This window comes from Curvibacter sp. CHRR-16 (assembly GCF_018474005.1).
Taxonomy (GTDB): Bacteria; Pseudomonadota; Gammaproteobacteria; order Burkholderiales; family Burkholderiaceae_C; genus Allorhodoferax.
This window is the reverse complement of the sequence record NZ_JAHCSH010000005.1, coordinates 160,427-182,913: the sequence shown is the minus strand read 5'-3', so window position 1 is coordinate 182,913 and position 22,487 is coordinate 160,427. Positions and strand designations below refer to the sequence as shown.

Below are 22,487 nucleotides of genomic sequence, written 5' to 3'. Positions count from 1 at the left end.
GATCAAACATGCAGCAACAAGTGCTCGCGCTCCCAAGGGGAAATCACCATCATGAATTCCTCAAACTCCAGCTCCTTGATCTCGGTGTAGACCGTGATGAACTCTTGGCCCAGCACTTCCTGCAAATCAGTCTCACGGCGCAACCAATCGAGTGCCTCGCCCAAACTGCGTGGCAAAGCATAGGGTGACAAGTAGGCATCGCCCTTCATTTCCGGCTTGGGTTTGAGCTTGTTTTTCAAGCCCAAGTAACCGCAGGCCAGCGTCATGGCCATGGCCACGTAGGGGTTGGCATCGGCCCCAATCACCCGGTTCTCCACCCGCCGCGCTTGGGGCGTGGAAATGGGGGAGCGAATGCCCACAGTGCGGTTGTCGTAGCCCCACTCGATGTTGATGGGGGCTGCCGTTTTGCGGGACAGGCGGCGGTAGCTGTTCACATACGGGGCCACCAAGGCCATGGCAGGTGGCACGTAGCGTTGCAAACCACCGATGTAGTGCATAAACGCATCCGACGGGCTACCGTCTTCGTTGCTGAACAGGTTACGCCCCGTCGCCTTGTCCACAATGCTTTGGTGGATGTGCATCGCACTGCCTGGTTCACCCGCAATCGGTTTGGCCATGAAGGTGGCGTACATGTCGTGGCGCAGCGCCGCTTCGCGAACCATGCGCTTGAAGAAGAAAACTTCATCAGCAAGCCCCAATGGGTGGGCATGGAAGAAGTTGATCTCCATCTGCCCTGCCCCCACTTCATGGATCAGCGTATCGACATTGAGCTCCATCTTGTCGCTGAACTCATAGATCTCCTCGAACAGCGGGTCAAACTCGTTCACAGCGTCAATGCTGTACGCCTGCCGGGATGTCTCGGCACGTCCGCTGCGGCCAATGGGTGCATGCAGTAGCGTGTTGGGATCGGTATTGCGGGCTGTGAGATAAAACTCCAACTCGGGGGCCACCACCGGAATCAAACCCTCGGCTTCGTACAAATCGCACACCCGGCGCAGCACGCTGCGGGGCGCGTACGGAACCAAATTGCCTTGGTGGTCGAAGCAGTCGTGGATCACCTGCGCCGTCGGATCGGTAGCCCATGGCACGATGCGCACGGTACTGGGGTCGGGCCGCAACTGCATATCACGATCTGTGGGATCGACCACATCGTAGTAGGGGCCGCTGGCAGGAAACTCGCCCGTCACCCCCATCGCCACAATGCCTTGCGGCAAGCGCATGCCGCGGTCTTCGGTGAACTTGCCGCGTGGCAAAATTTTTCCGCGCGCAACCCCCGTCAAGTCTGGCACCAAACACTCTACTTCGGTGACGCGGCGTTCATTGAGCCACTGCTCCAAATCGTTGAAGCTCATGGATTTCTTGTCTGTCATGTCATGCTCCCGGATTGTCCCTTGCACGGTGCGTGCCAGCCGCACCGCAGAACCCACTGTAACAGCACTCCAAGGGCTTGCAGCCTCACCAAAACCCACCCTGAGCATGGTGTAAGCTGCCCTATTTGATGGATCACAACAACCTGCCCATGCTTTCGCGCACCTCTTCGCGTCCTCCCCCCCAAACATGGCTGGCCTATGTCTGCTTAGCCAGCAGCATGGCCTTGGTAGGCAGCTATGTTGCTTTGTCCAAACCCTTGGTGGCTGCATTGCCGGTGTTTTTGCTCGCTTGGTTGCGTTTTGGAATAGCTGCTGTGGCCATGCTGCCATGGTTGAAAAAACCCAGCAGTGAACCCCCGTTAAGCCGTCGAACCAAACAACTGCTGTTTTTCGAGTCTTTCTTTGGTAATTTCCTGTTCTCCATTTGCATGCTGTTTGGGGTGAGCATGACCACGGCCTTATCAGCAGGAGTCATCATGTCCAGCATTCCGGCTGTGGTGGCCGTTCTCAGTGGGGTCTTTCTGCGTGAACGCATCACCCCTCGCATCGCCATGGCCATTGGCTGCGCGGCCTTAGGAATTGGACTGCTCGCGCTATCAAAACAGGAGCATGCACAGCAAGCTGCATCTGCCTCAGAGGCTTTTTTTGGGGTGCCACTGCCTATTTGGGGCAACGTACTGGTATTTGCCGCCGTGGTCTGCGAAGCCGCTTATGCAGTGATTGGAAAAAAACTCACTGGCAGTTTGTCTCCCAAGCGCATAACAGCCTTGATCAACCTCTGGGGCTTGGCGCTCATGACCCCCTTAGGACTTTGGTTTGCTTGGGATTTCCAATGGCAACACATCCACTGGGGTAGCTGGTTGTTGCTGGTCTTTTACGCTTGGGCGGCCAGCATCGGCACGGTCTGGCTTTGGATGTCAGGCCTGCACTCCGTGCCCGCAGCTAGAGCGGGGGTGTTCATGGTGATGCTGCCCATATCAGCAGCCATTATTGGAGTGGCTGTGCTAGGCGAGCACCTGCAAAGCACCGACCTCATTGCTTTTGGCTTAGCACTGCTCGGGGTGGTACTGGCCACCCTCCCTCAGCGCAGTAAGAGCGCAGCATAAAAAAACGGAGCTACACGCTCCGTTTTTAGTCTCTCGCACAGCAAGGCAAAGTGCGCCTTGCATGGCATATCCGCCTTACTTGGCTGCCAGCTTCTGCCAAGTCTCCACCACCGAGTCGGGGTTGAGAGAGATAGAGGCAATGCCCTGCTCTTCCAACCACAGGGCAAAGTCGGGGTGGTCGCTGGGGCCTTGGCCGCAGATGCCCACGTACTTGCCTTGCTTGCGGCATGCCTCGATGGCCAGGCTGATCAGCTTCTTAACCGCAGGGTCACGCTCATCAAAGTCAGCAGCCAGCAACTCCATGCCAGAGTCGCGATCCAAGCCCAAGGACAGCTGGGTCAAGTCGTTGGAGCCGATGGAGAAGCCATCAAAGAACTCCAAGAACTGGTCGGCCAAAATCGCGTTGCTAGGCACTTCGCACATCATGACGATCTTGAGGTCATTCTCACCACGGCGCAGACCATGCTTGGCCAGCAACTCGGTCACGCGCTTGGCTTGCGGCAAGGTGCGCACAAACGGCACCATCACTTGGACGTTGGTCAGGCCCATTTCGTTGCGCACGCGCTGCAAGGCTTCACACTCCATGGCAAAGGCTTCGCCGAAGTCTTCACTGATGTAGCGCGCTGCACCACGGAAACCCAGCATGGGGTTTTCTTCCTCGGGCTCGTAGCGACTGCCGCCAATGAGCTTGCGGTATTCGTTGCTCTTGAAGTCAGACAAACGCACGATCACCGGCTTGGGCCAGAATGCCGCAGCAATCGTTGCCACTCCTTCGGCTACGCGATCCACGTAGAAAGCACGGGGCGAAGCATGGCCACGGGCGACGGACTCCACTGCCTTTTTCAGATCAGCATCCACATTGGGGTAGTCCAAAATGGCTTTGGGGTGCACACCGATGTTGTTGTTGATGATGAACTCCAAGCGGGCCAAACCCACACCTTGGTTGGGCAATTGGCAGAAATCGAAAGCCAACTGGGGGTTACCCACGTTCATCATGATCTTGACGTCGATCTCGGGCATGGCACCGCGCTGTACTTCGGTCACTTCCATTTCCAAAATGCCGTCGTAAATCATGCCGGTGTCGCCTTCAGCACAACTCACGGTGACCAGCGTACCTTCTTTCAACGTCTCGGTCGCGTCGCCGCACCCCACCACGGCGGGGATGCCCAATTCACGCGCGATGATGGCTGCATGGCAAGTGCGACCGCCGCGGTTGGTGACGATGGCGCTAGCACGCTTCATGACAGGCTCCCAGTTGGGATCTGTCATGTCGGTAACCAAAATATCGCCAGCTTGCACCTTGTCCATTTCGGCTATGTTGTCGATCACGCGCACTGGGCCAGTGCCGATTTTTTGACCAATAGCACGACCCTCGGCTAGCACAGCGCCTTTGCCCTTGAGCTTGTAGCGCAGTTCGGCTTGGCCAGCTGACTGGCTCTTCACAGTTTCTGGGCGAGCTTGCAGGATGTATAACTGTCCATCGACACCGTCTTTACCCCACTCGATATCCATCGGACGACCATAGTGCTGCTCAATCACCAGAGCGTACTGGGCCAGTTGCTGCACTTCTGCATCGGTGAGGCTATAGCGGTTGCGCTGCTCTGCGGGCACATCCACGGTTTTCACCAGCTTGCCAGAAGCCGCTTTTTCTTCGGGGCTGCTGAACACCATTTGGATCAGCTTGGAACCCAGGTTGCGGCGAATCAGGGCTTTCTTGCCTGCCTTGAGCATGGGCTTGTGCACGTAGAACTCGTCCGGGTTCACAGCACCTTGCACCACCGTCTCACCCAAACCGTAACTGGCCGTGATGAAAACCACTTGGTCAAAGCCCGACTCGGTGTCGATAGTGAACATCACACCGGCTGCGCCCAAGTCCGAGCGCACCATGCGCTGCACACCGGCACTCAAGGCCACCACATCGTGGGCAAAGCCCTTGTGCACGCGGTAGCTGATGGCGCGGTCGTTGTACAGGGATGCGAACACTTCCTTCATCTTGTGTAGCACGTCTTCGATGCCGACTACGTTGAGGAAAGTTTCCTGCTGCCCAGCAAACGATGCATCGGGCAAATCTTCGGCAGTAGCCGAGGAACGGACTGCAAAAGAAGCTTGCAGATTGTCACCTGCGAGAGTGGCAAATGCATCGCGAATGGCTTTTTCCAAATCAGCAGGGAAAGGTTGAGCCTCGACCCATGAACGGATTTCTGCACCAGCCTCCGCCAAAGCGCGAACGTCTTCGGTATCCAAGGCAGCCAGACGCTTGCTGATGCGATCAGCCAAGCCGTCGTGGGCCAAAAATTCCCGAAATGCGTGCGCCGTCGTGGCAAAGCCTGTAGGCACTTTCACGCCTTGGGGCAGGTTGGCAATCATCTCGCCCAAGCTGGCGTTTTTACCGCCCACTACTTCGACGTCTGACATGCGCAGGCGCTCGAAAGGAATAACCAGCTCAGTAGGACTGATGCGTTGTGACATAAGGATGCTCCAGAGTTTAAAAACCGGTACTGCGGCCTACCACGGAAACGCGCCTGTTGTTGCTCTTGTGGGCTTATGTAACCACTTGGTAATCACGCCAAACCCAGCGATTGTAGGGCCTTGCATGCACTATGCTTGGCGCAACTTTGTAATCGTCTTTTTTCTTGCTATGGCCCATCGCACCGTATTTTTTATCTCTGACGGCACTGGCATTACCGCCGAGACTTTTGGCAACGCCATACTGGCGCAATTCGAAGCCGAAATGCGTCACGTGCGCCTACCGTTTACCGACACCGTAGAGAAAGCACACCAAGCAGTGCGGCAAATCAATCATGCAGCCGACATTGATGGCAATCGGCCTATTGTTTTTACTACTTTGGTCGACATGGATGTGGTGCGTGTCATCCAGCAAGGCTGTAAAGGCATGCTGCTGGACATGTTTGCCACATTCGTGACACCACTGGAAAACGAGCTGCACATCAAATCCAACCACCGCATTGGCCGTTTCAGCGATGCCAGCAAAAGCAAGGAATACAACGCGCGGATCGAGGCAATTAACTACGCACTGGCACACGACGATGGCCAAAGCAACCGTGACTTGGAGGTCAGCGATGTCATTCTTGTAGGTGTCAGTCGCAGCGGAAAAACTCCTACTTCGCTTTACTTGGCCATGCAGTATGGACTCAAAGCATCCAACTACCCATTGATTCCCGAGGACTTCGAACGCCGTCAGTTACCGCCTGCATTGGTACCCCACAAAGCCAAAATATTTGGCCTCACTATTCAGCCAGAGCGACTTTCAGAAATTCGCAACGAACGCCGCCCCAATTCACGCTATGCCTCTTTAGAAAACTGCCGCTACGAAGTCAGTGAGGCCGAAAGCATGATGCGCCGTGCTGGTATTCGTTGGCTATCCACCACCACCAAGTCCATCGAAGAAATAGCCACCACCATCTTGCAAGAAATTCATCCAGAACGGTTGATTTACTGAGCGCAATACCGAAGCCCTATTTAGGGTTTGCCCATAGCAACAAACAAGAATTGTTATCATTACTACTTTTACCAACTTAGCAGAAAAATAGCATGTAAAAAGTAGTACCGATGGGCGCACTTCTCCCAATTGGCGCCGCATTGATGATGTCAGGGCATAGTAGCTGGGCAGAAGAACCCAAAGCTTTGCGCGAAGTGACCATTACCGACCAAAGCACGCAAGAAGATGAAGACCCCAAGGCCACTTTTAATGCCCGCAGGACCACTATCGGCAAGGGCAATCAAGCCTTGCGTGATATTCCTCAGTCTGTGACAGTGGTGACAGAGAAGCTCATCAATGACCGCAACCAAGACACTCTCAAAGATGTGTTGCACCAAACTGCAGGCATCACATTCCAAGCGTCCGAAGGCGGTGAAGAGGACATCAAACTGCGTGGCTTTTCTTTAGCAGCAGCAGGCGATATTTACCTTGATGGAATACGCGACTCCGCCTTTTATGAACGTGATACCTTCAACATGGAGCGCGTGGAAGTGCTGCGTGGCTCTGCTTCGCTGTTGTTTGGCCGCGGCTCTACGGGAGGCGTAGCCAACCAAGTCAGCAAGAAAGCCCGTGCTTGGGATGAAAGTGAAGTGGATACCACGGTGGGCAACCACAACTACCGCCGCGTGACAGGTGACTTCAACATCCAGACGGGTGAAAACGAAGGCCTGCGCATCAATGCGATGGTCACAAAGGCCGATAACAACGGCGCTGGGAGCAAAATTGATAAAAAAGGCTTGGCCATCGAATACCGAGTTGGGATTGGTGAGGTGGATGAAAATTACTTCGACCTCTACAGCATCAACAACAACAACGGCATTAACTACGGTATTCCATGGGTGAACAGTGGCGCACAACGCACCATTGCACAGTACATTGATCCATCGAATTACTATGGTATGGCCAGTGACTACAACCGCACGACTGGCAATTTTTTGACCGGCGGGAATATTCACCGCTTTGAAGACAACAGCGAGCTACACACACGAGTACGTGTTGGCAAGTCGACTCGGGACTTAAGATCAGCAGCTAACCGCTGGATTAATACCACTACGCAAGACAATATTTCAGATAACTCGCTAATTGGTCGTGGATCAATTCAAGGCGGTACTTACAGAGACAATACGAAAATTCAAGATCTCGCTGGTGTTTATTTCCAGAGCGACTACAGCAAAGAATTTGAAGCTTGGGGCTACAAGCATCAGCTGTTGAGCGGCATAGATGCTGCATACGAAGAAAAAAATGTCTATGCAGCAAGTCCAATCTCTGGAAAGCCCAACACAAGCGTTGGAACACCAGACGATGGGGCTTGGGTTGATGAAGACGCCCGCGCAGTCAGTAGAACCGGCGGTTTTCGTGCCAACAACTTTGGACTGTACGCCCAAGATACTGTGCACCTCACAGAGCAGTGGAAGGCGATCGGTGGACTGCGCTTTGACAAAATGCGTGGCGGCTACGACACCTTCAACCAAAACACAGGTGCCTTAACTGCCACATACAGCCAAGCCATATCCGCATGGAGCCACCGATTTGGAGTGCTGTACCAACCCAATGAGCAATGGTCTTACTATGCCTCGTATGGCACATCGTTCAACACATCAGGAGACACCTACTCTTACAACGCCGACACCGTCAGCGTCGACCCAGAGAAAAGCCGCAATATCGAATTTGGTGGTAAATATGACAGCCCCAACCATGACTACAGCTTGCGCTGGGCTGCTTTCTATTCGACCAAATACAACGAACGCAATACCGACCCAGATATTAATCAGGTGGTGCTATCAGGTCGGCGTCATGCTTCCGGTATGGAGTTTGATTACGCAGGCAGATTAGGCAAAAACTGGGAAATCTATACGTCCTATATGTGGATGCCCGATGCATTGATCGATGCCAACACTGCAACTACCGGCGAACTTGAAGGTGCACGCCCATCTATGACGCCCGTACACAGTGGATCGGCATGGGCGACTTACAGCTTCAATGAAACATGGCGCAGTGGTGCAGGCATCAACTTCCGCAGCGAGCAAACACCGAACCGCAACCCCGGGTTCAAAGTACCTGGCTACGCTACCTTGGATTTGATGACCGAGTACCAGTACAGCAAGAAGGTCACCATCAAAGGCAATGTCACCAATGCACTAAACAAACTCTATGCAGATGCCCTTTACACCAACTTCTATGTGCCGGGTGCAGGACGCCTGATCCAAGTAGGGGTTAACGTCAAGTTCTAAGATGATTATTCGGATTCCACAACTCCTGACAGCAGAAGAAGTGCAAGAGATCCGCCGCCTGCTCCAAGATGCCCCTTGGAGCGATGGGGCCCCTACAGCGGGGCCTCAAGCGCGCGAGGTCAAACACAACCAGCAGCTTGACCACCAAACAACGCAGGCTACGGCTATTCGCCAAATGGTGCTGAGTGCGCTCGACAGAACTCCATTATTTTTTTCTGCCACCTTGGCCAAAAAAGTGTTTCCGCCACGGGTGAACCGCTATAGCGGGCCCTTGAACCACTTTGGCAAGCATGTGGATGGCTCGGTACGCTATATGCCTGGTACCGGCGAGCGGGTGCGCAGCGATATTTCTTGCACCGTTTTCTTCTCCGATCCCGACAGCTATGAAGGCGGTGAACTGAGTATTTCGGACACCTATGGCGAACAATCCATCAAGCTGGCTGCTGGTGACATGATCATTTACCCCAGCACCAGTGTGCACGAAGTCAAACCCGTAACCCGAGGGGAGCGTTTGGCGTGCTTCTTCTGGATTGAAAGCATGGTCGGTAGCGACGAAAAACGCCGCCTGCTGTACGACTTGGACATGAACATCCTTGGCTTGCGCGCGCAGTACGGCGACAACGAACAGACCGTGGGCTTAACCAGCGTTTACCACAACCTCATTCGCATGTGGGCGCAGACTTGAGCTAGTGCAAAGCATGAACACAACTACCCTTAGCAACCACAACACGCGCAACAGCCTCTCCATCGGCGCTGTAGTGGCCCTGCACGCAGCGCTGCTCGGCGCAGTAGCTTATTTATCAACGCAACCTGACGACATTCAAGAGCCTTTGCTGTTGCAGGCCATTTTGGAAGATACCAGTCCCAGTGTGCCAATGCCTCCCACGCCTACTAAGGAGCCTCGCATTGACAATCAAAAACCAGTTTCGCCCGTCAAACCAATCCTGACACCTGCTCCACAACCACGTCCCCCTGAACCCCAGGTGGCACCAGTGGCAGAAGCCAAATTGGTGGAGGCAGTTCCTGCACCCACGCCCACACCAGCCGTGGCTAGTAGCAGCAAAACCATGGACAACAGTCAGCAAACAGCAGAAAGCAGCAAGGCCAACACGGGACATGCTCCTCCAGCCAGCGCCCCCAAAATGGTGCAACCCACTACCGATGCTGACTTTTTGTGTGCTGCCCCCCAATACCCAGCACCTAGCAAACGGTTCAAAGAAACAGGCCGTGTTGTCATCAACCTGTTGATTGACCCCACGGGCAAAGCGGCGCAAGCCAGCATCAAAACCAGTTCTGGCTATCCCCGCTTGGATCAGGCTGCACTCAGTGCGGCCCTGAAGTGCCGCTTCAAACCAGGCACTCGCAATGGCGTACCGGAAGCCATGTCCTACGAGTGGCCATTTACATTCGTACTCAACGACTAATTACTATCAAAGGAACACCGCATATGAACAACACAGCAGGAATCATGGGCTTTTGGCTCCAATCGGACTGGGTCGGCAAATCGGTAGCGTTGCTACTGCTGGCAATGTCTATCGCTTCATGGGCCGTTATCGTCATCAAAGCGCTTGATGCTTGGCGCTACAAGCAGCAAGCCAAGAAAACCGAAGCCTTTTGGCACAGCGAAACCTTGCCGCAAGCCCTGCAAACGTTGGGGGAGGCAGACAACAACCTCTTCACCGACTTGGCACTGGCAGGTCAAAGCGCCACCCAACACCACCGCCACACACAAGAACAACTGCACGACGTACTCGACCTGAGTGACTGGGTGAACCGTTGCCTGCGCAACAGCATCGACGACAGTGCAGCCCGCATGCAAACCGGCTTGGCTCTACTGGCTTCTGTCGGTTCGACAGCGCCATTTGTAGGCCTTTTTGGCACGGTATGGGGTATTTACCACGCGCTCATGGCAATGGGCCAAACAGGACAAGCCAATATTGGCCAAGTAGCTGGCCCTATTGGTGAAGCGCTGATCATGACGGCCTGTGGTTTGGCTGTAGCTATTCCTGCCGTGGTGGGTTACAACGCGCTGACACGCAGCAACAAATTCGTGCTGAGCAAACTGCACCGTTTTGCCCACGATTTGCATGCTTTCTTCGTCACTGGAACCCGTGTCACGGATGGCGAGAAAAACTCCCCTGCCCTGCGCTTGGTTTAAGCCCTCACTCACACAGGATTCATCCCTATGGCAATCGGACTTCATGACGAGGGAAACGACGATGGCATGGTCAACGAGATCAACATGACTCCCTTTGTGGATGTCATGCTGGTTTTGTTGATCGTGTTCATGATCACCATCCCCGTGATGCACCAAAGCATCAGCATCAACCTGCCGCAAGCGCAAGTGAAACAGCCTGACCAAGAGCCTGAAGCGATGGAGTTGTCCATCGATGCGCAAGGCCAGTATGTGCTCGACTCGCAGCCACTCGCGCTGACCGATTTGCAGGCCGTGCTCCAACAAAAAGCCCAGCAGCAACCCCAACCTGCTTTGCGCATCCACGGCGACAAAGACGTGCGCTACGAATTCGTAGCACAAGCACTGGCTCACGCAAAGTCTGCAGGCATGCAAAAAGTAGTGTTTGTGACGCAGCCTGTGCACCAATAACCTGTCATCGCTATGGTTATTGCCCTGCTTGGGCAATAACCCAACACTTGAAAAAACCTAGAATAGCCGCATCTGCTTGGCAGAGTTTTTGAGGAGTACACGCTATGAGCGATCTATACACCCTAAATGGCAGCTACACCCTGACCAGCGCCGCCCAACGCAACCGCGTATTGCGCAACACCTATTGGCTGTTGGCTATGAGCCTTGTTCCCACCGTACTAGGCGCGTGGGTTGGCGTAGCTACCGGCATTGGCAACGCCATGAGCGGCGTGATGGGGCTGGTTGTGTTCTTGGCTGGCGCATTTGGTTTTCTGTACGCCATTGAGCGCACGAAAAACTCTGCTGCGGGCATTCCAGTCCTCTTGGGCTTTACCTTCTTCATGGGGTTGATGCTCTCGCGCTTGATTGGTTTTGTACTGGGCTTTAGCAACGGCTTTGAACTGGTCTTCACAGCATTCTTAGGAACCGCAGGCGTATTTGTCGCCATGGCCAGTTTGGCAACAGTGATCAAGCGCGACCTGAGCGGCATGGGCAAATGGCTGTTTGTGGGCACCGTGATGCTGATCATTGGCGGTCTGATCAACGCATTCGTGGCATCGAGCACCGGGATGGTCGTCATGTCCATGATTGCGATTGGCATTTTCAGCGCCTATATGCTGTACGACGTCAAACGCATCATTGACGGTGGTGAGACCAACTACATTACCGCGACCTTGGCACTGTATTTGGACATCATCAATGTGTTCCAAAACTTGCTGGCTTTGCTGGGTATTTTTGGTGGTGAGCGCGACTGAAACACTTTGCGCAATTGCTACGAAGAAAAGGCCCTCATGAGGGCCTTTTTCATTTAAGCTTTTCTGAAAGCTGCCGATAAGCCAGCTAACCACCTTTTTTAGCCATGCCCAAACGCCTCATCCCTTTGCTACTGTCTACGCTGCTAGCGGGTTGCGACCTGCAAAGCGTGCAAGCCCTGCTGGCAGATCCGCGCGAAGTGCAAAAGGAGGCCGATGCCAAAGCGATTGGTGGTGCATGCCGCCATGCCATGCGCAGTATTGAGGACTGTTATGGTCTCAATCCCAAAGCATCCAAGGCAGCCATTTTTGCAGGCTGGCGGGAAATGGACATTTACATGCGGGAAAACAAAATCGAAGGCGTTGCGCCTTTGGGCCTCAAAGCTCCGCCGCTGATCAAACTTCCGCCCAAAGACGGGGTAGAAGACACCACCAGCAGCGATAGCAAGGAAAAAACCGGTACAGCCAACACTGCCAGCACAGACAAAACCACAGGAAAAAGCGCACACCACTAGCCTGTTGCAAAAACCAGTTGCAGGCTAGTGCGTGTGGCGGACTCAGCGCTCAAATACGGCAATACTTTCCACGTGTGCCGTATGCGGAAACATATTGACAGCCCCCGCCTGCACGCAGCGATAACCCGCTTCATTGACCAAGACACCTGCATCACGCGCCAAGGTTGCGGGGTTGCAGCTCACGTACACAATCCGCTGCGGAGGAATCCAAGCAGCAGGACGGGCCGCCTCGTTTTGGCACAAAACTGCCAGTGCTTGCGTCAAAGCGTACGCGCCTTCACGCGGTGGATCCACCAGCCATTTGTCAGCCACCCCATCAGCAGCCAGCATCTCCGGGGTCATGTCAAACAAGTTTCTTGCTACAAAATTAGTAGCACACATGGCACTACCAGTATGCTGTAGAGCCTGTTTACGCTCTAAATTCCAGCGCAAATTTTCACGCGAACGCTGCACCAGTGATTCCGCGCCTTCAATGCCCAACACCTCGCGTGCTTGGGTCGCCAATGGCAGAGTAAAGTTGCCTAAGCCACAGAACCAGTCAATCACGCGTTCGTGCTTTTGCACTTGCAAGAGTGCCAAGGCACGTGCCACCAATACCCGATTGATGTGCGGATTCACTTGGGTGAAATCCGTCGGCTTATAGGGCATGACCACACCAAAATCGGGCAAGGCATACGCCAGTTGCCCTGTCTCATGGCCAGGTAACTCCTCTAAGCGGTGGATTGTGTCTGGTCCTTTGGGCTGCAACCACCATTGCACGCCTGCATTAGCAGCGGCAAAAGCCTGCAAACGGGCGCGATCGGCATCGCTCAGTGGCTGCATATGGCGTAGCACCAGTGCAATGACCGGCACCCCCACGGCACCATGATCGGCATCGCTAGCTGCCAGATCCCCCACAGCCAACTCGATTTGTGGCACCGTTTCGGCGGCATCCATGCTGCCAATCAAGGCCCGCAACGGCAAGAGCAAGCGCTCCACAGCGGGTGCGAGCACAGGGCACACCGTCATATCGGCCACAAACTGGCTCTTGCGCTCATGAAAACCAATTAGCACCACGCCCTTTTTGCGCACATAGCGCACCGATAGGCGTGCTCGATAGCGGTAGCCCCAGCTCGGCCCCTCTATGGGTCGCATCATGCGCTCTGCACGCACTTTACCGATGTGCTGTAGGTTGTCTTCTAACACCCGCTGCTTGACTGCGACCTGTGCGCCCATGTGCAAATGCTGCATCTTGCAGCCGCCACAAGCCCCGGCGTGCAAGCCGAAATGCTGACAACCGGGACGCACCCGTTGCGAGGACTCGCGGTAAAGCTGCGTCAGGCTCGCTTGCTCAAAGCTGGCTTTGCTGCGCTTAACAGCGGCTTGCACCACTTCGCCGGGCAACGCGCCTTCGATGAAGACCACCTTGCCATCAGCGCGGTGGGCTACGCCTTGCGCTTCCAAATCGAGCGCTTTGACATGCAAAGCAGCTTCTGGGAAAGACTGGGCCGCAGGCAATGCGGCATCGTGCAGCCCCTCGGGGGCCGCGTTGTGGGTAGTGTCAGACATGCTGGAATTAACGGCTGGGCAGGTACTTGGTCGGATCGACCGGTTTGCCTTGTTTGCGCACTTCAAAGTGCAATTTGACTTTGTCCGAATCGCTGTCCCCCATGACCGCGATTTTTTGCCCCTTCTTGACCAACTGGTCTTCCTTGACCAGCAGGGTTTGGTTGTGGGCGTAGGCAGTCAGGTAAGTGTTGTCGTGCTTGAGGATGATGAGGTTACCGTAGCCACGCAAGCCAGATCCGGCGTAAACCACCTTGCCGTCGCCAACGGCGACCACAGGGTCGCCGGCTTTGCCGCCAATATCCACACCCTTGTTCTTGGCTTCATCAAAACCAGCCAATACCGCCCCATTGCTCGGCCACATCCAAGAAGGATCGCCATCGGCCGCAGCGTTGCTGCTAGAGGCGGCACTGGGCGTCGCCGTTGCAGTGCTGGCGGCGGCTGATGGCGCACTGCTTGCAGCCGGTGTAGTGGCTGCTCCACTGGTTGCAGGCGTTTTAGTGGCTGCGCCTGCTGCTGGCAAAGCCGTGGTACTGGCGGCACTGCTGGCCACCGGCTTGGTGCTCACCGCGCTGTCAGAAGCCGTTGCGGCAGGGGCAGCCGCTGCAGTAGTGGCTGTTGCAGCTACAGCAGAGCCAGCTACGGGTGGCACAACGCGCACCACTTGGCCCACTTCGAGATGGTTGGGGTTATCCAAACCATTCCAGCGCGCAATATCTTTGTAGCTCTGCCCAGTTTCCAAGCCAATCCGAATCAAGGTGTCACCCGGCTTAATGGTGTAGTAGCCAGGCTTGCCTGCGTTCTCAAAGCCTGGGGGCTGGTGCACTGCCGCTGTGCGTGGATCCATGCCCACCGCGCTGGGCTTGCCTGCCACGCCCGTGCGATCTTCTACAGGGGCTTTGTTAACGGGGGTGGAGCCGCAGCCATACAAAGCCAAGGCTCCGGCCATGATGGCCACCATCCAGTGCAAACGCAATCCTGTCATGTCCTTAAATCCTTCAAGCGAGCCCCGATTTTAGGGGGACGAAATGAACAGCCTCGAGCAACTGCTGGGAATACCCTTGCCGTGTTTTATCCACAACAACCAAGGCCTGCTTCCCACCAGCGACTACAACGGGCGCCACCAATCGCCCACCTACCGCTAACTGATCAAGCCAAGGTTGGGGCAGTTGATCACCTCCCGCTGCCGAAATGATGGCAGCGTAAGGCCCACCAGCAGGGTAGCCCAGCATGCCATCGCCCAATAGCAAGTGGATATTGGGAATGCGCAATGGGCGCAGATTGCTGCGTGCTTTATCGTGTAAACCCTGCAGGCGCTCCATGCTGTAGACCTCGCTGGCTACGCGACTCAAGACCGCCGCTTGGTAGCCACAACCTGTCCCGATTTCCAACACTCTTCCCAAGCGCCCAGATGGAGCCACGTCGAGCAACAAGGCAATCATGCGGGCTACCACACTGGGTTTAGAGATTGTCTGGCCCAACCCAATCGGCAAGCTGGTGTCTTCGTAGGCTTGGTTCACCAGCGCAGAATCCACAAATAAGTGGCGCTCTACTTCGCTCATGGCGCGCAAAACGACTGGGTTGCTCACGCCTTGCGCTGCAATTTTTTCAACCATGCGCAAACGCACAGCAGCAGAATCCATTCCCCAACCTTGTGGAGCTGATGGTGCTGGCGCTTTGGTGGTTTTCAATGCTGCCTTTGGAGCAGCCACTGGTGACACGGGCAAGCGCGCGGGAAAAGCTGGCCGCGGTTTGCTAGACGAACCCGACTGCGACATGCCCACTTACCCCAAACGCGCCACGGTTTGGGCCCAGTAGCCCAAGTGCTGGTGATCGGTCAAATCAACTTGCAGCGGCGTAATAGAAACATGGCCTTGGACAGTGGCATGGAAGTCGGTTCCATCCGCATCGTCCTTGGCAGCGCCTGCGGCCCCGATCCAATACATGGTTTCCCCACGTGGACTGACTTGTCGAATCACACTCTCAGCAGGGTGTCTGCGTCCCAAACGGCAAATTTTGGGATGCTTCAACGCGTCGTAAGGCAAGTTGGGAATATTCACATTAAGCAGCCAAGGCTTGGCGCTGAGCAGACTTTGGTCTATCAACTGCCGCACCAACTCTTGGGCCTTGCGCACTGCACTGTCCAAATGCACCCAGTCTCTGTCCACTTGTGAAAAGGCAATCGAGGGAATACCCATCAAATAACCCTCCATCGCCGCCCCTACCGTGCCCGAGTAAATGGTGTCGTCCCCCATATTGGCACCATTGTTGATACCCGAGACGATCAAGTCTGGCTTGTAGTCCAACAAGCCCGTCAAAGCAATGTGAACGCAGTCTGCTGGTGTGCCGTTGATGTAGCGAAACCCGTTCGGTGCTTGGCGCACATACAAAGGAGAATGCAAGGTCAGCGCATTGGACTTGGCGCTGTTGTTCTGTTCTGGCGCAATCACCTCCACTTGGGCAACGCGGCACAGTGCGTAGTACAAGGTTTCTAGGCCTTTGGCTTGGTAGCCATCATCATTGGAAAGCAGTATCTTGAGCATGCTGCGAGGGTACCAGAACGAACCCAGTGCAAAAAAAAGAGACATTCAGCAAAGAAAATGCGTTTTCACTCTTGGAAGAGCCTATTTTTGCCATTAGCATGTAGCAGTCCAGAGATAGCACTGGCGTTTCATTCCACAGACTAAGGACACTGAACCATGGTTACTGCTAAGAAAGCCCCAGCCCCCAAGGCTGCCCCAGCCAAAAAAGCTGCTCCCGCTAAGAAAGTTGCTGCTGCAAAAAAAGCTGCTCCCGCTAAGAAGGCTGCTCCAGCCAAAAAGCGCACACCTAACGCCGCTTTCATGAAGGCCCTGACCCCCAGCGCCGCTTTGGCTGCAGTGGTTGGAAGCGCCGCACTGCCTCGCACTGAAGTGGTGAGCAAGCTCTGGGCTTACATCAAGAAAAACAACCTGCAAGACAAAACCAACAAGCGCCTGATCAACGCTGACGCCAAGCTCAAAGAAGTTTTTGGCAAAGCACAAGTTTCCATGTTTGAAATGGCTGGCTTGATCGGCAAGCACTTGAAGTAATTCTGCTTACCTGCAATAAAACGGGCTGGTTATTACAACCAGCCCGTTTTTTTTGGCTTAGTTTGTGCTTAAGGATACGCATGCTGCGTCTTGTTCTATCCCGTATTGGCCTTCTTATTCCTACTTTCATTGGGATGACTTTGGCCGCCTTTTTCCTCATCCGACTGATACCGGGTGATCCAATCGAAACTCTGGCTGGCGAGCGCGGCATCGATGCTGCTCGCCACGCTCAATTGCTCAAGGAATATGGCCTAGATCAACCCCTCATCACCCAGTACGGGATTTACCTCAGCCGCGTACTGCATGGTGACCTAGGCAAATCCATGATCACCCAAACCCCGGTGCTGCAAGAATTTTTGTCCTTATTTCCTGCCACCGTAGAACTGGCCATCTGCGCCATCATTCTGGCCGTGTTGATAGGTGTGCCTGCTGGAATATTGGCCGCCGTCAAACGCAACTCCATCTTGGATCATGGTGTCATGGGTTTATCCCTCACCGGCTATTCCATGCCTATCTTTTGGTGGGGTTTGCTGCTGATTTTGCTGTTCTCGGTGCAACTGGATCTGACGCCAGTTTCTGGACGCATTGCGGTAGAGTTTTTCATTGAGCCGCGCACTGGATTTTTGCTGCTAGATAGCCTGCTCAGTGACAGCGAAGGCGCTTTCCAATCCACCGTCTTGCACTTGCTGTTGCCCGCCATCGTATTGGCTACCAATCCGTTGGCTGTCATCGCACGCATGACCCGTTCGGCCATGCTGGAGGTACTGGGCGAGGACTATATCCGCACCGCCAAAGCCAAAGGCTTGTCGAGCACCCGCATCGTGGCAGTGCATGCATTGCGCAATGCACTCATTCCAGTACTCACCGTCATTGGTCTGCAGGTGGGCATGCTCTTTACCGGAGCTATCTTGACGGAAACCATTTTTTCTTGGCCCGGCGTTGGCAAATGGCTGATTGAAGCGATCAGCCGACGCGACTATCCCGTTTTGCAAGGCGGCATGCTGCTACTGGGCGCAGTGGTCATGACGGTCAACCTGTTGGTAGACATCACTTATGGCCTGATCAACCCCCGCATTCGACACGCACGCACATGACACCCTCCCAAACACCCGTTGCTGCAGCCGCAAGCAGCACACGCAGCCCATGGACTGATTTCTGGCGTTATTTCAGTTCCAACAAAGGAGCCGTTGCAGGCTTGGTCATTGTGCTGCTGGTGACTGCCATGGCACTGCTCGCCCCATGGATTGCGCCCCACGCCCCCAATGCCACAGACAGCTCGGTCTTTCTCAAACCACCCGCATGGCAAGCGGGTGGCTCATTGACCCATTTGCTTGGAACCGATGCGATTGGGCGCGACATCCTGTCTCGTCTCATGCACGGCGCTCGCTTGTCGTTGATGATTGGTGTCGTTGTTGTGCTCCTGTCAATGGTCAGTGGCGTGCTGCTAGGGCTGCTGGCTGGCTACTTCAAAGGCATGCTGGAAGCCAGCATCATGCGCTTGATGGACATATTGCTCACACTGCCCAGCCTGCTACTGGCTATCGTGATCGTGGCCATCCTAGGCCCTGGAATGCTCAATGCCATGCTGGCCGTCGCCGTGGTGATGCTGCCGCATTACGTGCGCATTACACGTGCTGCGGTGATTAGCGAAGCATCGCGCGACTACGTGACTGCAGCCCGCATGGGTGGGGCAGGCCACATCCGCCTGATGGTGCTGGAAATTTTGCCCAACTGCGCTGCCCCACTCATAGTGCAGGCCTCATTGGGAATTTCTGCGGCTATTTTGGACGCAGCAGCTTTGGGATTTTTGGGCCTAGGCGCCCAACCTCCTGCTCCCGAATGGGGCACCATGCTGGCCGATGCCCGTGAATTTGTGCTGCGGGCTTGGTGGGTGGTGACCTTCCCCGGTCTGATGATCCTTGTCACCGTATTGGCTTTTAACCTATTGGGCGACGGTCTGCGCGACGCCCTCGACCCCAAACTCAAACGCTAACACCATGGCATTGCTCGATATTCACAACCTGTCTGTGCAATTTCCATCACCCGCAGGTGTGATGCATGCGGTACAAGACATCAGTCTGCACTTGGAGGCAGGCGAAATTCTGGGCATCGTCGGCGAATCCGGCTCTGGCAAAAGCGTGACCATGATGGCACTGATGGGCTTGGTTGCATTTCCCGGCACCGTACAAGCACGCACCATGTCTTTCAATGGACATGACCTGCTCACCTGCAGCCCCCGTGCGCGTCGCCGAATCACCGGCAAAGACATGGCCATGATCTTCCAAGATCCCACCACTTGTCTGAACCCTTGCTTTACCGTCGGCTACCAATTGGCAGAAAGCCTGCAGCTGCACCTGAACATGAGTGCCAAGCAAGCGCGCACGCGCAGCATTGAACTGCTGGAGCAAGTGGGTATTCCTGCAGCCGAAAGCCGCCTCAAAGCCTATCCGCACCAACTCTCGGGGGGCATGAGCCAGCGCGTCATGATTGCCATGGCCATTTCCTGTAATCCCAAGCTGCTCATTGCCGACGAGCCCACCACGGCTTTGGATGTGACGATCCAAGCCCAAATTTTGGATTTACTCAAAACCCTGCAAAAAGAACGCGACATGGCACTCGTATTGATCAGCCACAACATGGGCGTGGTGAGTGAAATGGCCGACCGAGTGGCTGTGATGTACGCTGGACAAGTGATGGAAGAACGCAGCACGCAAGCCATATTTGCAGCGCCAGCCCACCCATACACCGAAGCATTGCTGGCTGCCATGCCAGAGCACAGCACGCACCACAGCCGACTACAAACCATACCGGGCATGGTGCCTGGTCTGCATGACCGCCCCGCAGGTTGCTTGTTTGCGCCACGCTGCCAGCACGTGCGTGAAGGCGCTTGCGCACAACGCCCCGAACTGATGGAGTGGAGCGATGGCCGTGTGCGTTGTCACTTTGCGCTCCAAGCTCCCTCCCCTTCTGCGGCTCAGCCTGCTTAATGCTTAACCCCATGCATAACACCTCTACTCTTCCCCCTGTGGTACAGGCCGAGGATTTGCGCCAGACCTACACCATCCGCAAAGGCTTGTGGCGCAAGCCAGACCAACTCCAAGCGGTGCGCGGCATATCGTTTGCAGTGCACGCAGGCAAAACCTTGGCGGTAGTTGGTGAATCGGGTTGCGGCAAATCGACACTGGCCCGTATGGTGTCTCTGCTAGAAAAGCCCACCAGTGGACAACTTTTGTTGCAAGGCGTGAGCACGGTCAATGCCTCCGCGCAGATACGAACCCAACAGCGCCAACAGGTGCAACTGGTGTTCCAAAACCCCTATGGCTCACTCAATCCTCGGCAGCGTATTGGCAGCATTTTGCAAGCGCCCTTGCGCATCAATACCCCACTCACCGCCCAAGAACGCGAGCAAAAAGTGCGTGACATTCTGGCCAAAGTGGGACTGCGACCAGAGCACTATGACCGCTATCCCCACATGTTCTCTGGCGGTCAACGGCAACGCATTGCCATCGCACGTGCGCTCATGCTCAACCCTGCTTTGGTAGTGGCTGATGAGCCTGTATCGGCGCTGGATGTATCAATACAGGCCCAAGTGTTGAACTTGCTCAGCGACCTGCAAGAAGAATTACAACTGGCCTACTTATTCATTTCGCACGACTTGGGTGTGGTGCGCCACATTGCCCATGATGTGATGGTGATGTACTTGGGCCAAGTGGTTGAACACGGCAGCAAGCAAGCGATTTTCGAGCGCCCCCTGCACCCTTATACGCAAGCCCTTATGGCATCCACGCCTGGACTGCATGGCAGCAGCAAACGCATCGTGCTACAAGGTGAGCTGCCCTCGCCGCTCAAGCCGCCCCAAGGGTGCGTGTTCTCAACCCGCTGCCCCTTGGCCAACGAGCGTTGCCGCCAAGAACGCCCCGTCCTCACAACGGTGCAAGGACGCTTGGTAGCCTGCCACGAGGTCAATACATCAACCGTTTCGCTGTGATTGAACAGCTTTTTGAAGGAGAGTGAAGCAATGTCATCCCGTCAACGTTGGGCCGTAATCGGTGCCCTGGCTATTCCATTCGCACTGGCCGCCGCGCCTGCTGCCGCAAAAACCTTGGTGTACTGCTCTGAAGGAAGCCCAGAAAACTTTGCGCCCAGCCTGAACACCACGGGCACCTCTTTTGACGTGACCGAACAGATTTACGACAACTTGGTGAACTTCGAGCACGGTGGTACCAAAGTCGTTCCAGCACTAGCCGAAAGCTGGACCGTCTCCAAAGACGGTTTGGAATACACCTTCAAACTGCGCAAAGGCGTGAAGTGGCACACCAGCAAAACCTTCACCCCCACCCGCGACTTCAATGCTGACGATGTGCTGTTCATGTTCGAGCGCCAGTGGAAAGAAAGCGACCCCTACTTCAAAGTCACCAGCCCCAACCACTCCTATTTCAACGACATGGGCATGAACAGCCTGCTCAAGTCGGTCGAAAAGGTAGATGACTACACCGTCAAAATCACCCTGAACAAGCCTGAAGCACCCTTCTTGGCCAACTTGGCGATGCAATTTGCAGGCGTGCAATCTAAAGAGTATGCAGACGCCTTGCTCAAAGCAGGCACACCAGAAAAAATTGACCAAGAACCCATTGGCACTGGCCCATTCCAACTGGTGCAATACCAAAAAGACGCCATCATCCGCTACAAAGCCTTCGACAAATACTGGGCTGGCAAAGCCAAGATAGATGATCTGGTGTTTGCCATCACGCCGGACGCCTCGGTGCGCTGGGCCAAGCTGCAAAAGGGTGAATGCCATGTCATGCCCTACCCCAACCCCGCCGACTTGGAAGCCATGCGTGCCGACAAGAACATCACCGTGCTGGAGCAGCCGGGCCTGAACGTGGGCTACTTGGCCTACAACACCACCAAAAAGCCGTTTGATGACGTGCGCGTGCGCAAAGCCCTGAACATGGCTATCAACAAAAAGGCCATTGTGGATGCGGTTTACCTGGGCAGCGGCATCCCCGCTACCAACCCCATTCCTCCCACCATGTGGTCTTACAACAAGGCTGTGAAGGACGACGCATACAACCCAGAGCAAGCCAAGAAACTCTTGGCTGCAGCGGGCTTCCCCAATGGCTTTACCACCGACCTGTGGGCCATGCCCGTGCAACGCCCCTACAACCCCAACGCACGCCGCATTGCCGAGCTGATGCAAGCAGACTTGGCCAAAGTGGGCGTTACAGCGGAAATCAAGAGCTTTGAGTGGGGTGAGTACCGCAAACGCATGCAAGCAGGCGAGCACCAAATGGGCATGCTGGGTTGGAACGGTGACAACGGTGACCCAGACAACTTCCTCAATACCTTGTTGGGCTGCGAGTCCGCCAAGACCAATGGCTCTAACGTCGCCAAGTTCTGCTACAAGCCCTTTGATGATTTGGTTCTGAAAGCCAAGACAGTGACCAACACGGCAGAGCGCACCAAGCTGTATGAAAAGGCCCAAGTGGTGTTCAAAGAGCAAGCGCCTTGGTTTACCATCGCCCACGCCGTGCAAGTGGGGCCCGTGCGCAAAGAAGTGGTGGGCTACAAGCTCAGTCCCTTTGCCAAACACACCTTCTACGGTGTGGACATCAAAAAATAAACTGATTTTTAGACGCAAAAAAGCCGCTTGTACTAAGCGGCTTTTTTTTATGCGCTTGGTTGCAAGCGCACTGTGTGCAGCAGCGCAGGGCTTAGCGATGGCGCTTGCCAGGTTGCTTCTTGCTGCGAGTG

The 22,487-nt window shown here is 55.1% G+C and carries 21 protein-coding genes; 15 read left to right on the top strand and 6 right to left on the bottom strand.

Annotated features, from left to right (window positions below; translation table 11 throughout):
- Nucleotides 1–2: 2 nt before the first annotated feature.
- The gene (locus tag KIK84_RS12585; RefSeq protein WP_214123449.1) at nt 3–1,370 is read right to left on the bottom strand and encodes a glutamine synthetase family protein; all 1,368 of its coding nucleotides are present in this window, start codon (nt 1,368–1,370) and stop codon (nt 3–5) included.
- A gap of 149 nt (nt 1,371–1,519) precedes the next feature.
- Here KIK84_RS12585 and KIK84_RS12580 point away from each other — a divergent pair, with 149 nt between their 5' ends.
- Nucleotides 1,520–2,476 carry a DMT family transporter gene (locus KIK84_RS12580; RefSeq protein WP_214123593.1) on the top strand — a complete coding sequence of 319 codons (957 nt, stop codon included), beginning with the start codon at nt 1,520–1,522 and terminating at the stop codon, nt 2,474–2,476.
- A gap of 75 nt (nt 2,477–2,551) precedes the next feature.
- Here KIK84_RS12580 and ppsA read toward each other — a convergent pair whose 3' ends face one another.
- Entirely contained in the window at nt 2,552–4,945 is a 2,394-nt protein-coding gene (gene ppsA / locus KIK84_RS12575) for a phosphoenolpyruvate synthase (protein WP_214123448.1), read from the bottom strand.
- Between the two features lie 169 nt (nt 4,946–5,114).
- On the opposite strand from ppsA, the gene ppsR reads away from it, so the two are divergent.
- The 8 genes from ppsR (at nt 5,115) to KIK84_RS16625 (ending at nt 12,117) form a co-directional block, all read left to right on the top strand.
- A complete protein-coding gene (ppsR, locus tag KIK84_RS12570; protein ID WP_214123447.1) occupies nt 5,115–5,936 on the top strand; it encodes a posphoenolpyruvate synthetase regulatory kinase/phosphorylase PpsR in 822 nt (273 codons plus the stop codon).
- 110 nt (nt 5,937–6,046) lie between these two features.
- Nucleotides 6,047–8,206, top strand: coding sequence for a TonB-dependent receptor (locus KIK84_RS12565; RefSeq protein WP_214123446.1), 2,160 nt, complete (start codon nt 6,047–6,049; stop codon nt 8,204–8,206).
- Between the two features lies 1 nt (nt 8,207).
- Nucleotides 8,208–8,891, top strand: coding sequence for a Fe2+-dependent dioxygenase (locus KIK84_RS12560; RefSeq protein WP_214123445.1), 684 nt, complete (start codon nt 8,208–8,210; stop codon nt 8,889–8,891).
- Between the two features lie 13 nt (nt 8,892–8,904).
- Entirely contained in the window at nt 8,905–9,630 is a 726-nt protein-coding gene (locus tag KIK84_RS12555; RefSeq protein ID WP_214123444.1) for an energy transducer TonB, read from the top strand.
- Nucleotides 9,631–9,653: 23 nt separating this feature from the next.
- A complete protein-coding gene (locus KIK84_RS12550; protein ID WP_214123443.1) occupies nt 9,654–10,364 on the top strand; it encodes a MotA/TolQ/ExbB proton channel family protein in 711 nt (236 codons plus the stop codon).
- Between the two features lie 27 nt (nt 10,365–10,391).
- Nucleotides 10,392–10,811, top strand: a complete 420-nt coding sequence (locus tag KIK84_RS12545) for an ExbD/TolR family protein (RefSeq protein WP_214123442.1) — start codon at nt 10,392–10,394, stop codon at nt 10,809–10,811.
- 104 nt (nt 10,812–10,915) lie between these two features.
- Nucleotides 10,916–11,605: a Bax inhibitor-1 family protein gene (locus tag KIK84_RS12540; RefSeq protein WP_214123441.1), complete on the top strand. Its 690-nt coding sequence runs from the start codon at nt 10,916–10,918 to the stop codon at nt 11,603–11,605.
- 104 nt (nt 11,606–11,709) lie between these two features.
- A complete protein-coding gene (locus KIK84_RS16625) occupies nt 11,710–12,117 on the top strand; it encodes a hypothetical protein (protein WP_250207952.1) in 408 nt (135 codons plus the stop codon).
- Nucleotides 12,118–12,159: 42 nt separating this feature from the next.
- On the opposite strand, the gene rlmD is transcribed toward KIK84_RS16625, so the two are convergent.
- Genes rlmD through surE form a run of 4 tightly spaced genes read right to left on the bottom strand, consistent with a single transcriptional unit; the run spans nt 12,160 to nt 16,205 of the window.
- Nucleotides 12,160–13,665: a 23S rRNA (uracil(1939)-C(5))-methyltransferase RlmD gene (gene rlmD / locus KIK84_RS12530; RefSeq protein ID WP_214123440.1), complete on the bottom strand. Its 1,506-nt coding sequence runs from the start codon at nt 13,663–13,665 to the stop codon at nt 12,160–12,162.
- Between the two features lie 7 nt (nt 13,666–13,672).
- Nucleotides 13,673–14,647: a peptidoglycan DD-metalloendopeptidase family protein gene (locus KIK84_RS12525; protein ID WP_214123439.1), complete on the bottom strand. Its 975-nt coding sequence runs from the start codon at nt 14,645–14,647 to the stop codon at nt 13,673–13,675.
- A gap of 13 nt (nt 14,648–14,660) precedes the next feature.
- Nucleotides 14,661–15,440, bottom strand: a complete 780-nt coding sequence (locus KIK84_RS12520) for a protein-L-isoaspartate(D-aspartate) O-methyltransferase (RefSeq protein WP_214123438.1) — start codon at nt 15,438–15,440, stop codon at nt 14,661–14,663.
- A 6-nt stretch (nt 15,441–15,446) separates the two neighbouring features.
- Nucleotides 15,447–16,205, bottom strand: a complete 759-nt coding sequence (gene surE / locus KIK84_RS12515; protein ID WP_214123437.1) for a 5'/3'-nucleotidase SurE — start codon at nt 16,203–16,205, stop codon at nt 15,447–15,449.
- Nucleotides 16,206–16,361: 156 nt separating this feature from the next.
- Between surE and KIK84_RS12510 the strand changes: the two genes are divergently transcribed.
- From KIK84_RS12510 to KIK84_RS12485, 6 genes are all read left to right on the top strand, one after another.
- On the top strand, nt 16,362–16,733 hold the full coding sequence (locus tag KIK84_RS12510) for an SWIB/MDM2 domain-containing protein (RefSeq protein WP_214123436.1): 372 nt from the start codon (nt 16,362–16,364) through the stop codon (nt 16,731–16,733).
- Nucleotides 16,734–16,813: 80 nt separating this feature from the next.
- Nucleotides 16,814–17,827: an ABC transporter permease subunit gene (locus KIK84_RS12505; protein WP_214123435.1), complete on the top strand. Its 1,014-nt coding sequence runs from the start codon at nt 16,814–16,816 to the stop codon at nt 17,825–17,827.
- The gene (locus tag KIK84_RS12500; RefSeq protein WP_214123434.1) at nt 17,824–18,726 is read left to right on the top strand and encodes an ABC transporter permease subunit; all 903 of its coding nucleotides are present in this window, start codon (nt 17,824–17,826) and stop codon (nt 18,724–18,726) included. Before KIK84_RS12505 ends, KIK84_RS12500 begins: the two co-directional genes overlap by 4 nt.
- A gap of 4 nt (nt 18,727–18,730) precedes the next feature.
- Nucleotides 18,731–19,720, top strand: coding sequence for an ABC transporter ATP-binding protein (locus KIK84_RS12495; protein ID WP_214123433.1), 990 nt, complete (start codon nt 18,731–18,733; stop codon nt 19,718–19,720).
- Nucleotides 19,721–19,731: 11 nt separating this feature from the next.
- Entirely contained in the window at nt 19,732–20,721 is a 990-nt protein-coding gene (locus KIK84_RS12490; RefSeq protein ID WP_214123432.1) for a dipeptide ABC transporter ATP-binding protein, read from the top strand.
- 30 nt (nt 20,722–20,751) lie between these two features.
- The gene (locus KIK84_RS12485; protein WP_214123431.1) at nt 20,752–22,356 is read left to right on the top strand and encodes an ABC transporter substrate-binding protein; all 1,605 of its coding nucleotides are present in this window, start codon (nt 20,752–20,754) and stop codon (nt 22,354–22,356) included.
- Nucleotides 22,357–22,487: the final 131 nt, after the last annotated feature.